Below are 14,010 nucleotides of genomic sequence, written 5' to 3' on the forward strand. Positions count from 1 at the left end.
AGAGCGGCATGTCCGTGGTTCGCCATCTGGCGCGCCGTGGTCTGCCGTTCGCGGTCGCCGACACGCGCGCGAATCCGCCGGAGCTGGCCACGCTCAAGGCACAGTACCCCGGCGTGGAAGTGCGCTGCGGCGAGCTGGACGTCGAATTCGTCTGTCGCGCCAGCGAACTGCTGGTCAGCCCCGGCCTGGCCATCGCCACCCCGGCGTTGCAGGCGGCTGCCGCGCGCGGCGTGAAGCTCTCCGGCGATATCGACCTGTTTGCCAGGGAAGCGAAAGCGCCGATCGTCGCCATCACCGGCTCCAATGCCAAGAGCACCGTGACCACGCTGGTCGGCGAGATGGCGGTCGCGGCCGGCCGCAAGGTCGCCGTGGGCGGCAACCTTGGCACGCCAGCGCTCGATCTGCTGAATGATGAGGTCGAGCTGTACGTGCTGGAGCTGTCCAGTTTCCAGCTCGAAACCACCGACCAGCTGAACGCCGAGGTCGCCACCTGCCTGAACGTCAGCGAAGACCATATGGATCGCTACAGCGGGCTGCCGGCCTACCACCAGGCCAAACACCGCATTTTTCGCGGTGCCCGGCAGGTGGTGATCAACCGTGACGATCGTCTGAGCCGCCCGCTGATCGGCGAGGATGTGCCGGTCTGGTCGTTCGGCCTCGGCAAGCCGGATTTCAAGGGCTTCGGCCTGCTCGAGGAGGGTGGCGAGAAGTATCTGGCGTTCCAGTTCGAGACGCTGATGCCGGTCGGCGAGCTGAAGATTCGCGGCGCGCACAACCAAGCCAATGCGCTGGCGGCGCTGGCGCTGGGGCATGCGGTTGGTCTGCCGTTCGACGCGATGCTGCAGACGCTGCGTTCGTTCGCCGGTCTGGCGCATCGCTGCCAGTGGGTCGGTGAGCGCGGCGGCGTGGCGTTCTACGATGACTCCAAGGCCACCAATGTTGGCGCTGCGCTGGCAGCTATCGACGGGCTGGGTGCGGATATCCCCGGCAAGCTGGTACTGATTGCCGGTGGCGACGGCAAGGGCGCGGATTTTTCCGCCCTGCATGCACCGGTGGCGCGCTACTGTCGCGCTGTCGTTCTGCTCGGACGCGATGCCGACGTGCTGGCCGCCGCGCTGGACGGCGCCGCGCCGCTGCTGCGCGTGCGCACGCTGGAAGAGGCCGTACAGCAGGCGGCGACCTGCGCCACGACCGGCGATGCGGTGCTGCTATCGCCGGCCTGCGCCAGCCTGGACATGTTCAAGAACTTCGAGGAGCGCGGCCGCCTGTTCGCCGCTGCGGTGGAGGCGCTCGCCTGATGTTGGCCTTCCTGCGTGGTGCGCCTTCACCGCTGTTCGGTCCTCGCGGCCTGGATCTGGACTTCCCGATGCTGGCTGGCTGCTTGGCGCTGCTCGGCCTTGGGCTGGTGATGATCACCTCGGCCTCGTCTGAAGTGGCGGCGGTGAATTCGGGCAACGCGCTGTATCACATGACTCGCCACATGGTGTACGTGGTGCTCGGCCTGGGCGCCGCCGGCCTGATGCTGCTGGTGCCGGTTTCGACCTGGCAGCGGCTGGACTGGATGCTGCTGCTGGCGGCCTTCGGTCTGCTGATCCTGGTGCTGATCCCCGGTATCGGTCGCGAAGTGAACGGTTCGATGCGCTGGATCGGCTTCGGCGCATTCAACGTGCAGCCGTCCGAGCTGGCCAAGGTGTTCGTGGTGATCTATCTCGCCGGTTATCTGGTACGCCGCCAGGAAGAGGTGCGCGAGAGTTTCTGGGGCTTCGCCAAGCCGTTCTTGGTGCTGCTGCCGATGGCCTTCCTGCTGCTGATGGAGCCGGACTTCGGCGCCACCGTGGTGATGATGGGCTCGGCGGTGGCCATGCTGTTCCTCGGGGGCGTCGGCCTGATCCGCTTCAGTCTGCTGGTTGCCGCGGCGGTTGGTGCGGTGTTCGTGCTGGTGCAGACGCAGGAATATCGCCTGCAGCGCCTGATTACCTTCACCGATCCGTGGGCCGACCAGTACGGCGCCGGCTACCAGCTGACCCAGGCGCTGATCGCCTTCGGTCGCGGCGAATGGTTCGGCGTCGGGCTGGGCAACAGTGTGCAGAAGCAGTTCTACCTGCCCGAGGCGCACACCGACTTCGTGTTCTCCGTGCTGGCCGAGGAGCTGGGCATGGTCGGCGCGTTGCTGACCATCCTGCTCTTTGCCTTCGTCGGCGTGCGCGCGTTGTACATCGGCTTGCAGGCCGAGAAGGCGCGCCAGTTCTTTGCCGCCTACGTCGCCTGGGGCATGGCATTCCTCTGGCTGGGGCAATTCCTCATCAATGTCGGGGTGAACATTGGCCTGCTGCCGACCAAGGGACTCACGCTGCCGTTTCTCAGTTATGGCGGCAGCTCGCTGGTGGTGACCTGCGCGAGCATGGCGTTGCTACTGCGTATCGAGTGGGAAAGCCGCACGGTGCTCGGCAGCGAGGATGTCGAGTTCAGCGAAGCCGACTTCGAGGAGGCGCCAGCCGCCAAGGAGGTCGTCCGTGGCCGCTAACGTACTGATCATGGCCGGCGGGACCGGCGGCCACGTGTTTCCGGCGCTGGCCTGCGCCCGCGAATTCCAGGCTCGCGGCTACGCGGTGCACTGGCTGGGTACGCCGCGTGGTATCGAGAACGAGTTGGTACCGGCCGCCGGTCTGCCACTGCATCTGATCCAAGTCAGCGGATTGCGCGGCAAGGGCATCGCTTCACTGATCAAGGCACCGCTGCAGCTGATTCGCTCGCTGTTGCAGGCGCGTCGCATTGTGCGCGAGCTGCAACCGGTCTGCGTGCTGGGGATGGGCGGCTATGTCACCGGTCCGGGCGGTCTGGCGGCCTGGCTCGCTGGCGTGCCGCTGATCATTCACGAGCAGAACGCCGTCGCCGGCACTGCCAATCGCAGTCTGGTGCCGCTGTCGCGCCGTGTCTGCGAGGCGTTCCCGGATACGTTCAAGGCCAGCGACAAGCGTCGCACCACCGGCAATCCGGTACGCGAGGAGCTGTTTCTCGAAACGCCGCGCGACGCCCTGGTCAACCGCCGTCCGCGCCTGCTGGTGCTCGGCGGCAGCCTGGGCGCCGAGCCGCTCAACAAGCTGCTACCTGCTGCGCTGGCGCGTGTGCCGGGCGAGCTGCGTCCCGAGGTGTTCCACCAGGCCGGTAAGCAGCACGCTGACATCACAACCGAGCGTTACGCCGAAGCTGGCGTCGCCGCCGACGTGGCGCCGTTCATCAAGGATATGGCGCGCGCCTATGCCTGGGCCGATCTGGTGATCTGCCGCGCTGGCGCGCTGACCGTCTGCGAGCTGGCCGCCGCGGGTCTGCCGTCGTTTCTGGTGCCGCTGCCGCACGCGATCGATGACCACCAGACGCGCAATGCCGAATATCTGGCGAAGGAGGGCGCGGCCGTCCTTCTGCCGCAAGCCAAGACCGATGCTGCCGTCCTCGCCGCGCAGCTTGAAGAGGTACTGATGCACCCGGAAAAACTCAAGGTCATGGGCGCCACCGCTCGCCGGCTGGCGCGACCCGATGCGACGCGGCGCGTCGTCGATATCTGCCTGGAGGTGGCCAATGGCTAAGTCCCCGGCTGCGGTAAAGGCTGAAGTCCGGCGCATGCGGCGCATTCGCCGCATCCATTTCGTCGGCATCGGCGGCGTGGGCATGTGCGGCATCGCCGAGGTGCTGCTGAACCTGGGCTACGAGGTTTCCGGTTCGGATCTGAGGGAATCGGCCAGCACCGAGCGCCTGCAGAGTTTCGGCGCGCATATCTTCATCGGCCATCAGGCCGGTAACGTCGCCGGTGCCGACGTGCTGGTGGTGTCCAGCGCCATCAATGCCAGCAATCCCGAGGTCGCACTGGCACTGGAACAGCGTATCCCGGTGGTGCCGCGCGCGGAAATGCTCGCCGAGCTGATGCGCTACCGCCACGGCATCGCGGTGGCCGGTACCCACGGCAAGACCACCACCACCAGCCTGCTGGCTTCGGTGTTCGCCGCCGGCGGCCTGGATCCGACCTTTGTCATCGGTGGCCGGCTGACCGCGGCGGGCACCAACGCCCAGCTCGGCGGCAGCCGCTACCTGATCGCCGAGGCGGACGAAAGCGACGCCAGCTTCCTGCATCTGCAGCCGATGGTGGCGGTGGTCACCAATATCGACGCCGATCACATGAGCACCTACGGCGGCGACTTCGGCAAGCTGAAGAAAACCTTCATCGAATTCCTGCACAACCTGCCGTTCTACGGGCTGGCCGTGCTCTGCGTGGACGACCCGGTGGTGCGAGAAATCCTGCCGCAGATCGGCCGGCCGACCACCACCTACGGCATTAGCGAAGACGCCGACGTGCGCGCCATCAATATTCGCCAGGAAGGCATGCGCACCCATTTCACCGTGCTGCGCGCCGGCTGCGAACCGCTGGACGTGACGGTGAACATGCCCGGTACCCATAACGTGCTCAACGCGCTGGCGACCATCGCCATTGCCACCGACGAAGGCATCGATGACGAGGCCATCGTTCAGGGGCTGTCGCAATTCGCGGGCGTGGGGCGGCGCTTTCAGGTCTACGGTCAGCTGCCGGTTGAGGGCGGCAGCGTGATGCTGGTGGACGACTACGGCCACCATCCGCGCGAAGTGGCTGCGGTGATCAAGGCCGTGCGTGGCGGCTGGCCGGAGCGCCGACTGGTGATGGTCTATCAGCCACATCGCTTCAGTCGCACCCGCGATCTCTACGACGATTTCGTGCAGGTACTGGCCGACGCTAATGTGCTGTTGCTGATGGAGGTCTACCCGGCCGGCGAGGAGCCGATTCCGGGGGCCGACAGTCGCCAGCTCTGCCACAGCATCCGTCAGCGCGGCCAGCTCGATCCGATCTATGTCGAGCGAGGCGCCGACCTGGCCTCGATCATCAAGCCGCTGCTGCGCGCTGGCGACATTCTGCTTTGCCAGGGGGCTGGCGATATCGGCGGCGTAGCCCCGCAACTGATCAAGAGTCCCCTGTTTGGCGATGCCAAAGGCACCGCGAGGAAACAACCATGAGCGCCCTGCATTCGACCCGTGACCCGCAGGCGTTCGGCCGGGTTGCCGTGCTGTTCGGCGGCAAGAGCGCCGAGCGCGAAGTATCGCTGAAGTCCGGCGCGGCCGTGCTGCAGGCACTGCAGGCAGCCGGTGTGGATGCCTTTGGCATCGATGTCGGCGACGATCTGCTGCAGCGTCTTGATCGCGAGCGTATCGACCGGGCGTTCATCGTTCTGCACGGACGTGGCGGCGAGGACGGCAGCATGCAGGGTCTGCTGGAGTGCGCCGGCATCCCCTACACGGGCAGCGGCATCCTGGCGTCGGCGCTGGCAATGGACAAGCTGCGGACCAAGCAGGTCTGGCAGAGCCTTGGCCTGCCGACTCCGCGTCACGCCGCGCTGGCCAGTGTCGAGGACTGCCACGCGGCGGCTGTCGAGCTGGGGTTCCCGCTGATGGTCAAGCCGGCCCACGAAGGGTCGAGCATCGGCATGGCCAAGGTGGACGACGTCGAGGCGCTGATAGCCGCTTGGCGCGAGGCCAGTCGCTTCGATTCGCAGGTGCTGGTCGAGCAGTGGATCCAGGGCCCGGAGTTCACCATTGCAGTGCTGCGCGGCGAAGTACTGCCGCCGATTGGCCTGGGCACGCCGCACAGCTTCTACGACTACGACGCCAAGTACCTGGCCTCCGACACCCAGTACCGTATTCCCTGCGGGCTCGATCCGGTGCGTGAACAGCAGCTCAAGGACTTGTCGGCTCGCGCCTGCGAAGCGGTGGGCGTACGCGGTTGGGCACGGGTCGACGTGATGCAGGACGCCAACGGCGACTTCTGGTTGCTGGAGGTGAATACCGTACCGGGGATGACCGACCACAGTCTGGTGCCGATGGCGGCACGGGCCGCGGGTCTGGACTTCCAGCAACTGGTGCTGAGCATTCTCGACGACAGCGTCGGGGCGGAGAACTGAGATGATCACCACGCTGCGTCACTCGCAACCGGGAGGCGGCCGTGCGCTGCGCAAGCCGGCGCCGCGTGGGGCCAGCCGGCTGGTGGCCCGCGAGCCGCTGTCCGCACGGTTGCCGCGACCGAATCTGACGGGGCTCAAGCGCGCTGTCTGGCCATTGCTGCTCGTCGGTCTGGCCTTCGGCCTGTACGAGCTGGGTGAGCGCCTGCTGCCCTACGCTGACCGGCCGATCGCCAAGGTCAGCGTGCAGGGTGAGCTGAGCTACGTGGCGCGCGAGGCGGTGCAGCAGCGTATTGCGCCGTTCGTCGAGGCGAGCTTTTTCAAGGTTGATCTGAACGGCATGCGTCACGATCTCGAGCAGATGCCTTGGATCGCCCATGTGGAAGTGCGCCGTGTGTGGCCGGACCAGGTGCAGGTGAATCTCGAGGAACAGCTGCCGATTGCCCGCTGGGGCGACGAAGCGCTGCTGAACAACCGTGGGCAGGCCTTCGCACCGAATAACCTCAATCATTATGAACACTTGCCGCAATTGCATGGTCCGAAGCGGGCTCAGCAACGGGTCATGCAGCAGTACCAGATGCTCAGCCAGATGCTGCGGCCGCTGGGCTTTTCCATCGCGAGCCTGGAACTGCGCGAGCGTGGCAGCTGGTTCCTGACCACCAGCCAGGGCATCGAGCTGCTGCTGGGACGGGACCACGTGGTGGAAAAAATGCGTCGCTTCAATGCCATCTATCAAAAGGCGTTGCAGGCGCAAAGCGAGAAAATTGCAAGGATCGACCTGCGTTACGCCAACGGCCTCGCCGTCGCCTGGCGCGAACCGATCCCGACTGCGACGGACATGACCGTCGCGGCGAAGAATTGAGGAATGAAACACATGTCTAGCGTGCAAAGCGGCAAGATGATCGTCGGTCTCGATATCGGCACCTCCAAGGTGGTCGCGCTGGTGGGCGAGGTCACGGCCGACGGCGATCTGGAAATCGTCGGTATCGGTACTCACCCGTCCCGTGGCCTGAAGAAGGGCGTGGTGGTGAACATCGAGTCGACCGTGCAGTCGATCCAGCGTGCCATCGAGGAAGCCCAGCTGATGGCTGGCTGCCGCATTCACTCGGCGTTCGTCGGCCTCGCCGGCAACCATATCCGCAGCCTTAATTCGCACGGCATCGTCGCGATTCGCGACCGTGAGGTCAGCACCGCCGACCTGGAACGGGTGCTTGATGCCGCCCAGGCCGTGGCAATCCCGGCCGACCAGCGCGTGCTGCACACGCTGCCGCAGGATTACGTGATCGACAATCAGGAGGGTGTGCGCGAGCCGCTGGGCATGTCCGGCGTACGCCTGGAGGCCAAGGTGCACGTGGTGACCTGTGCCGTGAACGCCGCGCAGAACATCGAGAAATGCGTGCGTCGCTGTGGCCTGGAAGTGGACGACATCATCCTCGAACAGCTGGCCTCCGCTCATGCGGTGCTGACCGACGACGAGAAGGAACTGGGCGTGTGCCTGGTCGACATCGGCGGCGGTACCACCGACATCTGCATCTTTACCGAAGGCGCGATTCGCCACACCGCGGTAATTCCGATCGCCGGCGATCAGGTCACCAACGACATCGCGATGGCCCTGCGCACCCCCACGCAGTACGCCGAGGAAATCAAGATCCGCTACGCCTGCGCGCTGGCCAAGCTGGCCGGTGCCGGCGAAACCATCAAGGTGCCCAGCGTCGGCGATCGCCCGCCGCGCGAGTTGTCGCGCCAGGCTCTGGCCGAAGTGGTCGAACCACGCTATGACGAGCTGTTCACGCTGATCCAGGCCGAGCTACGGCGCAGTGGCTACGAGGATCTGGTACCGGCCGGCATCGTGCTTACCGGGGGTACGTCGAAGATGGAAGGCGCGGTCGAACTGGCCGAGGAAATCTTCCACATGCCGGTACGCCTGGGCGTCCCGCATACGGTCAAGGGGCTCAATGATGTGGTGCGCAACCCGATCTATGCGACTGGCGTTGGCCTGTTGCTGTACGGCGTGCAGAAGCAGGTCGATGGCGTCGGTCCGCGTGGCACCGGCAGCCTGAACGAAGAACCCAAAACGTCTGTTCTGGATCGGCTCAAGGGCTGGATTCAGGGCAATTTCTAATCAGTACGCGGCAACCCAAAACTAGAAAGCTGGAAGGAGAGAGGGCCATGTTCGAACTCGTAGATCATACCCCGCAGAGTGCAGTCATCAAGGTCATCGGCGTCGGCGGTGGTGGCGGCAACGCCGTCAATCACATGGTGCGCAACAACGTCGAAGGCGTGGAATTCATCTGCGCCAACACCGATGCGCAGGCGCTGAAGAAGATCGAAGCGCGCACCGTGCTGCAGCTCGGTTCGGCCATCACCAAGGGCCTGGGCGCCGGCACCAATCCAGACATCGGTCGCCAGGCGGCGATGGAAGATCGTGAGCGCATCGCCGAGGTGCTCGAAGGTGCCGACATGGTGTTCATCACCACCGGCATGGGTGGCGGTACCGGTACCGGCGCTGCGCCGATCATCGCTTCGGTGGCCAAGGAAATGGGCATCCTCACCGTTGCTGTGGTCACCCGTCCGTTCCCGTTCGAGGGCCGTCGCCGCATGCAGGTGGCCGACGAGGGTATTCGCGCGCTGTCCGAATGCGTCGACTCGCTGATCACCATTCCCAACGAGAAGCTGCTGACCATCCTCGGCAAGGACGCCAGCCTGCTGTCCGCCTTTGCCAAGGCTGACGACGTGCTGACCGGTGCGGTGCGCGGCATCTCCGACATCATGCAGCGTCCGGGTCTGATGAACGTCGACTTCGCCGACGTCAAGACCGTCATGGGCGAGATGGGCATGGCGATGATGGGTACCGGCTGCGCTACCGGCCCGAATCGTGCGCGCGAGGCCACCGAGGCGGCGATCCGCAATCCGCTGCTGGAGGACGTGAATCTGCAGGGCGCCCGCGGCATCCTGGTGAACATCACCGCCGGCCTGGATCTGTCGCTGGGCGAATACGCCGCGGTTGGCGAGATCATCGAGGCCTTCGCTTCCGACGAGGCAACCGTCAAGGTAGGCGCAGTGATCGATCCGGATATGCGTGACGAGCTGCACGTCACCGTGGTGGCTACCGGCCTGGGGCCGCGCAATGAGAAGCCGGTCAAGGTCATCGACAATACCCTGCAGGCTTCGGTTGCTCCGTCCGCACCGGTTGCACCGCGTCAGGAGCAGGTGGCAGTCAACTACCGTGACCTGGAGCGTCCGACTGTCATGCGCAATCAGGCCCATGCCGCGGCCACTGCCGCCAAACTGAACCCGCAAGAGGATCTGGATTATCTGGACATCCCGGCGTTTCTGCGTCGTCAGGCCGATTGACTGAAGTTATCAGGAGTATTGTTGTGATTGGTGTTCAGCAAAGTTGGCATCTGCTATTATCGCCGGCAATTGTTGAAAACAATTCGCAACTAGTGCAATAGCGAACCAAAGGCCATGATCAGACAACGCACCCTGAAGAACATCATTCGCGCCACTGGCGTCGGCTTGCATTCGGGAGAGAAGGTTTACCTGACCCTGAAACCGGCGCCGGTGGACACCGGAATCGTGTTCTGTCGCACCGATCTCAACCCGCCCGTGGAGATTCCCGCGCGGGCCGAGAACGTCGGCGAAACCACCATGTCCACGACGCTGGTCAACGGTGACGTCAAGGTCGACACAGTGGAGCATCTGCTTTCGGCAATGGCCGGGCTGGGAATCGACAACGCCTACGTCGAACTCTCCGCCTCGGAAGTGCCGATCATGGATGGCAGTGCCGGGCCGTTCGTATTCCTGATTCAGTCAGCCGGCCTGCAGGAGCAGGACGCGCCGAAGAAGTTCATTCGCATCAAGCGCGAAGTCACCGTCGAGGAGGGCGACAAGCGTGCGACCTTCCTGCCGTTCGACGGCTTCAAGGTGAGCTTCGAGATCGATTTCGACCATCCGGTGTTCAAGGGCCGTACCCAGACCGCCAGTGTGGATTTCTCCAGTACTTCCTTCGTCAAGGAAGTCAGCCGTGCGCGAACCTTTGGCTTCATGCGCGACATTGAATTCCTGCGCTCGCACAATCTGGCGCTCGGCGGCAGCGTGGATAACGCCATCGTGGTGGACGAGAACCGCGTGCTCAACGAAGACGGCCTGCGTTATGAGGACGAGTTCGTCAAGCACAAGATCCTGGATGCTATCGGCGATCTGTATCTGCTGGGCACCAGCCTGATCGGCGAGTTCCGTGGCTTCAAATCCGGGCATGCATTGAACAACCGCCTGTTACGCACCCTGATGGCCCAGAAGGATGCGTGGGAGCTGGTCACTTTCGATGACGCTCAGACCGCCCCGATCTCCTACATGCGTCCGGCGGCAGCCGGCTAAGCAATACCTCCTTCCTTAAGTATTCTTGAGCCACCTTCGGGTGGCTTTTTTTATGCCGTGGTGAACGCGTTGCCTTGCTCGGGCTCGCGCGCAGGCGGTTTTTCGACCGGTGGCGGCTGGCGCGGGTCGTCGATCGGTAGCGGCTCGCCCGGCTCCTCGCGCTTGGGGTTGGTAGTGGGATCGGGTGTGGTCGGGCAGTCAGGCGCGTGCATGTGTTCGCTCAGCTCAACGCGTGCAGCAATTCGGCTTTGCGCATCTTCGAGCGTCCGCGGATGCCGCGCTCGCGGGCCTTCTGCAGCAGTTCGTCGCGCGTCATTTCGGCGAGAGACGTACTGGCTGCGCCGCCGCGCTGACGTGTCGAGCCGCGATTGGGCGAGGTGCCGGCGCGCGTCTGCGCGGCGCGGTGTGCCGAGTCCTTGCGGTCAGCGCGCTTGGCCGTCTCGCTTTTCTTGCGGCCCGCGCCGCCCTTGCGCTCGCCGCCCCCGGATTGCTTGTTGACCGTGGCCCAGGCGCGCGCTTCGGCCTCCTTCGGCGCTACGCCGCGTTCTTCGTAGCTCTCCTCGATGTGTTCGGCCTTGCGCTGCTGCTTGTCGGTGTATTTGGATTTGTCACCGCGGGGCATCGGAACCTCCTTCGCGCGGTTGCGCGCGGGTGTCTTGATTGGGGGTGGGGGTTACGCGCCAGACACGGTTGCCGACATCATCGGCCACCAGCAGCGCGCCGCTGCGGTCGATCGCGACGCCGACCGGACGCCCCTGAGCGTCGCCGTCCGGGTTGACGAAACCGGTCAGCACGTCCTCGGCCGGACCGGCGGGCCTGCCGTCGCGAAACGGCACGAAGACCACCTTGTAGCCGCTGAGCGGCTTGCGGTTCCAAGAGCCGTGCTGTCCGACGAAGGCGCCTTTGGCATAGCGTCCGGGCAGCAGGTCGCCCTCGTAGAAGGCCAGACCCAGCGACGCGGTATGCGCGCCCAGTGCGTAGTCGGGCACGATGGCCTTGGCGACCAGGTCCGGGCGCGGCGGTTCGACTCGCTTGTCCACGTGCTGGCCGTAATAGCTATAGGGCCAGCCGTAGAAGCCGCCTTCCTGAACCGAGGTCATGTAGTCGGGAACCAGATCGCTGCCGATCTCGTCGCGCTCGTTGACGGTAGTCCACAGCTGGCCGCTGTCGGGCTGCCAGGCCAGCCCGTTGGGATTGCGCAACCCTGAAGCGAACAGGCGCAGCGTTTTGGCTTGTGGATCGACTTCGAGAATCGCTGCGCGGTTTTCCTCAGCCTGCATGCCGTTTTCCGCGACATTGCTGTTCGAGCCGCTGGTGACGTACAGCCGCGTGCCATCCCGGCTGGCGATGACATTCTTGGTCCAATGGTGGTTGATCGGCCCTGCCGGGAGGTCGACGACCTTCTCGCCAGCGGCCAGCTCCAGGCGCGTGGCGCCTTCCCGGTATGGAAAGCGCAGCAGGGCGTCGGTATTGGCGACGTACAGCTGGTCGTCGACCAGTGCCATGCCGAACGGCGAGTTGAGTCCTTCGAGAAAGACGCTGCGCTGTTCCGGTCGGCCGTCACCGTCGCGGTCGCGCAGCAGGGTGATGCGATTGGCGCTCGGTGTTCGCGAGCCGGCGCGGGCCATTACCTTGTTCATGATCCAGCCGCGGATGCCCTGGCTACCTTCCGGTTTGGGCGGAGCATCTGCTTCGGCAACCAGAACATCGCCATTGGGCAGCACGTGAATCCAGCGCGGATGCTTCAGGTCGTCGGCAAACGCGGCGACTTCCAATCCGGGCGCGGCCTGCGGTTTGCCGCCTTCGGGCCAGCCTTTGGCCGGGGCGATGTTGACGGTCGGCAGCAGCGTCTTGTTCGGAGCCGGTAGCGCCGGATCAGGACCATAGCCGGCTTCGACTGGCGTTTTCGCGGTATCGCCGCAACCGCCCAAGGCGAGGGCGAGTGAGGTGGCGATCAAACAGGGGCGGGCAGCGGGCATGGTCTCGGCTCCGGGACGCGGACTGTCTGATTTACGACCCCCCTGGCGGCGTCATCGTTCGCGCGTTCGTCAGGACGGCGGCGTGTCTTTCCGCTTGTGTGCCGCGTGACGTTCCACCGACGGCATGAGCAGCAGCACCAGCAATGTCAGCAACGTGCTCAGCACTGCGGTCGCCTCGTGACCGAGGCCGGCGGCGACACCGATGGCCGCCGTCATCCAGATATTGGCGGCGGTGGTCAGCCCCTGCACGTCTTCGATGGAGGTGCCCTTGAGGATGGTCCCTGCGCCGAGAAAACCGATACCGGTGATGATGCCCTGCATCACCCGCGAAACCTCCACGCCGGCATGCGCCGGCACCAGTACGAACAGTGCGGCACCGAGTGCCACCAGCATGTGCGTGCGCAGGCCGGCGGCGCGGCGTTTGAGTTCGCGTTCGTAGCCGAGCAGGCCGCCCAGCAAGGCAGCGAGCAGCAGGCGCGTGGCGATGCGCACGGCCTCGTCCAGATCGGGGATATCCGCGAATTCCGCGGCGATCGTCCGGGCAACGATGTCCCACCAGTCCATGTCAGCCTCCGATTCGCGCTGCGCTTTCTCGTTAGGAGTGGCGGCGCGCACGGACGTTCGCTATTCGCTGACCTCGAAGCGCAGCATGCCGATCATCTGGCCCGCCTCCGTCACGACCCGTACGCGCCACTTGCCGGTCGATTGTGGCGGGAAGTTGCGCTTGTGCGTCCAGGCGCGGTAGCCGGCCTCGCGGCCGCCGCTGATGTCCAGGGCGATGCGGTCGACCTGACGTCCTTCGTGCAGCCACTCGTGGTAAATGCGCTCTTTCAACCCGCGCGGGGCATTGATCGCGGTGAAGGCGTAGAGGCCGGTGGCGTGCAATTGAGCGCTGCTGAGCTGGCGCAGACCCTTGCCCGGCTTGCGCTGACGGTCGTCCAGGTGAGTCGTTACGGCGACATCGGTGAGCCACAGCGTCGCCGGCGGCACCCAGGTGCGCCCGAGCCAGCCTGCGCCCGCGAGCGCGACGGCCAGGCCGGCGATGCCAAGCAGGCTGCGCCAGCTCCACTGGCGGAACAGGCTGCCCAGGCTGGGCAAGGCCAAGAGCACCGTCACGGCGAGCGCCAACTGATAGCTCTGTGGCGTGGACAGATGAAGGATGATCGGTAGCGCGGTGAGCAGCACGGCGAACAGCGTCACGGCATGAAAGCCCAGGTAGACCCAGCGGCGGGGCGCCAACCAGCGGTAGTACAGCGGATCGATCAACGAGATCAGCGCCGCGCCGCCAAGCAGCCCGGTGAACACCGCCTGCCCGCTGTTCCAGGTCGTGGTGATGGCGAAGAACGGGATGATGAAGAACAGGCTTTCCTGGTGGACCATCTGCGTCGCATAGCGCAGCAGCGGCGCCGGCAACTGCCAGCCGAACCAGCGCTTCAGGCTGCGCCGCAGGCTGTGTTCGAGGGTCAGCCAGACCCAGCTCACCAACATGATGACGGCGATGCCCTTGGCCAGCCCGGCATGGCGCTCGACCAGCAGGAAACTGGCCACGCCCGAGCAGAAACCGAACAGCGCAACGGTGCCGGGGAAACGGCGGATGAGCGCGCTGATTCGGTCGATCAGCAGCGCCAGGCGGGATTTCAGGCGCATGCGAGGATCACTTCGAGCCGGTGGGTTTA

14 protein-coding genes are annotated in these 14,010 nt (G+C 65.2%); 9 read left to right on the forward strand and 5 right to left on the reverse strand.

Annotated features, from left to right (window positions below):
• Nucleotides 1–8: 8 nt before the first annotated feature.
• The 9 genes from murD to lpxC all read left to right on the forward strand — a co-directional run bounded on the left by murD (nt 9) and on the right by lpxC (nt 10,355).
• Nucleotides 9–1,298, forward strand: coding sequence for a UDP-N-acetylmuramoyl-L-alanine--D-glutamate ligase (murD, locus tag HU825_RS09445; RefSeq protein ID WP_234303386.1), 1,290 nt, complete (start codon nt 9–11; stop codon nt 1,296–1,298).
• Nucleotides 1,298–2,524, forward strand: a complete 1,227-nt coding sequence (gene ftsW / locus HU825_RS09450) for a putative lipid II flippase FtsW (RefSeq protein ID WP_043295836.1) — start codon at nt 1,298–1,300, stop codon at nt 2,522–2,524. Before murD ends, ftsW begins: the two co-directional genes overlap by 1 nt.
• On the forward strand, nt 2,514–3,584 hold the full coding sequence (gene murG / locus HU825_RS09455; RefSeq protein ID WP_234301923.1) for an undecaprenyldiphospho-muramoylpentapeptide beta-N-acetylglucosaminyltransferase: 1,071 nt from the start codon (nt 2,514–2,516) through the stop codon (nt 3,582–3,584). The genes ftsW and murG overlap by 11 nt, the downstream gene beginning before the upstream one ends.
• Nucleotides 3,577–5,037, forward strand: a complete 1,461-nt coding sequence (murC, locus tag HU825_RS09460; protein ID WP_077683665.1) for a UDP-N-acetylmuramate--L-alanine ligase — start codon at nt 3,577–3,579, stop codon at nt 5,035–5,037. Before murG ends, murC begins: the two co-directional genes overlap by 8 nt.
• The gene (locus HU825_RS09465; protein WP_043295839.1) at nt 5,034–5,978 is read left to right on the forward strand and encodes a D-alanine--D-alanine ligase; all 945 of its coding nucleotides are present in this window, start codon (nt 5,034–5,036) and stop codon (nt 5,976–5,978) included. The genes murC and HU825_RS09465 overlap by 4 nt, the downstream gene beginning before the upstream one ends.
• A 1-nt stretch (nt 5,979) precedes the next feature.
• Entirely contained in the window at nt 5,980–6,837 is an 858-nt protein-coding gene (locus HU825_RS09470) for a cell division protein FtsQ/DivIB (RefSeq protein ID WP_043295840.1), read from the forward strand.
• Between the two features lie 12 nt (nt 6,838–6,849).
• Nucleotides 6,850–8,097 carry a cell division protein FtsA gene (gene ftsA / locus HU825_RS09475; RefSeq protein ID WP_009867941.1) on the forward strand — a complete coding sequence of 416 codons (1,248 nt, stop codon included), beginning with the start codon at nt 6,850–6,852 and terminating at the stop codon, nt 8,095–8,097.
• Nucleotides 8,098–8,144: 47 nt separating this feature from the next.
• Nucleotides 8,145–9,329, forward strand: a complete 1,185-nt coding sequence (gene ftsZ, locus HU825_RS09480) for a cell division protein FtsZ (RefSeq protein WP_043295841.1) — start codon at nt 8,145–8,147, stop codon at nt 9,327–9,329.
• 114 nt (nt 9,330–9,443) lie between these two features.
• On the forward strand, nt 9,444–10,355 hold the full coding sequence (gene lpxC / locus HU825_RS09485; protein WP_009867939.1) for a UDP-3-O-acyl-N-acetylglucosamine deacetylase: 912 nt from the start codon (nt 9,444–9,446) through the stop codon (nt 10,353–10,355).
• A 50-nt stretch (nt 10,356–10,405) separates the two neighbouring features.
• Here lpxC and HU825_RS09490 read toward each other — a convergent pair whose 3' ends face one another.
• The 5 genes from HU825_RS09490 to HU825_RS09510 all read right to left on the reverse strand — a co-directional run bounded on the left by HU825_RS09490 (nt 10,406) and on the right by HU825_RS09510 (nt 13,981).
• Complete coding sequence (locus tag HU825_RS09490; RefSeq protein WP_234301924.1) at nt 10,406–10,567, reverse strand: hypothetical protein; 162 nt, start codon at nt 10,565–10,567, stop codon at nt 10,406–10,408.
• Between the two features lie 8 nt (nt 10,568–10,575).
• Nucleotides 10,576–10,977: a Rho termination factor N-terminal domain-containing protein gene (locus tag HU825_RS09495; protein WP_234301925.1), complete on the reverse strand. Its 402-nt coding sequence runs from the start codon at nt 10,975–10,977 to the stop codon at nt 10,576–10,578.
• Nucleotides 10,964–12,334, reverse strand: a complete 1,371-nt coding sequence (locus HU825_RS09500; protein ID WP_167136097.1) for a PQQ-dependent sugar dehydrogenase — start codon at nt 12,332–12,334, stop codon at nt 10,964–10,966. The genes HU825_RS09495 and HU825_RS09500 overlap by 14 nt, the downstream gene beginning before the upstream one ends.
• Before the next feature lie 69 nt (nt 12,335–12,403).
• Nucleotides 12,404–12,898 carry an MgtC/SapB family protein gene (locus HU825_RS09505; protein ID WP_043295845.1) on the reverse strand — a complete coding sequence of 165 codons (495 nt, stop codon included), beginning with the start codon at nt 12,896–12,898 and terminating at the stop codon, nt 12,404–12,406.
• A 60-nt stretch (nt 12,899–12,958) separates the two neighbouring features.
• Nucleotides 12,959–13,981 carry a DUF5924 family protein gene (locus tag HU825_RS09510; protein ID WP_234301926.1) on the reverse strand — a complete coding sequence of 341 codons (1,023 nt, stop codon included), beginning with the start codon at nt 13,979–13,981 and terminating at the stop codon, nt 12,959–12,961.
• Nucleotides 13,982–14,010: the final 29 nt, after the last annotated feature.

Source organism: Pseudomonas phenolilytica (genome assembly GCF_021432765.1).
GTDB classification, from domain to species: Bacteria; Pseudomonadota; Gammaproteobacteria; order Pseudomonadales; family Pseudomonadaceae; genus Stutzerimonas; species Stutzerimonas phenolilytica.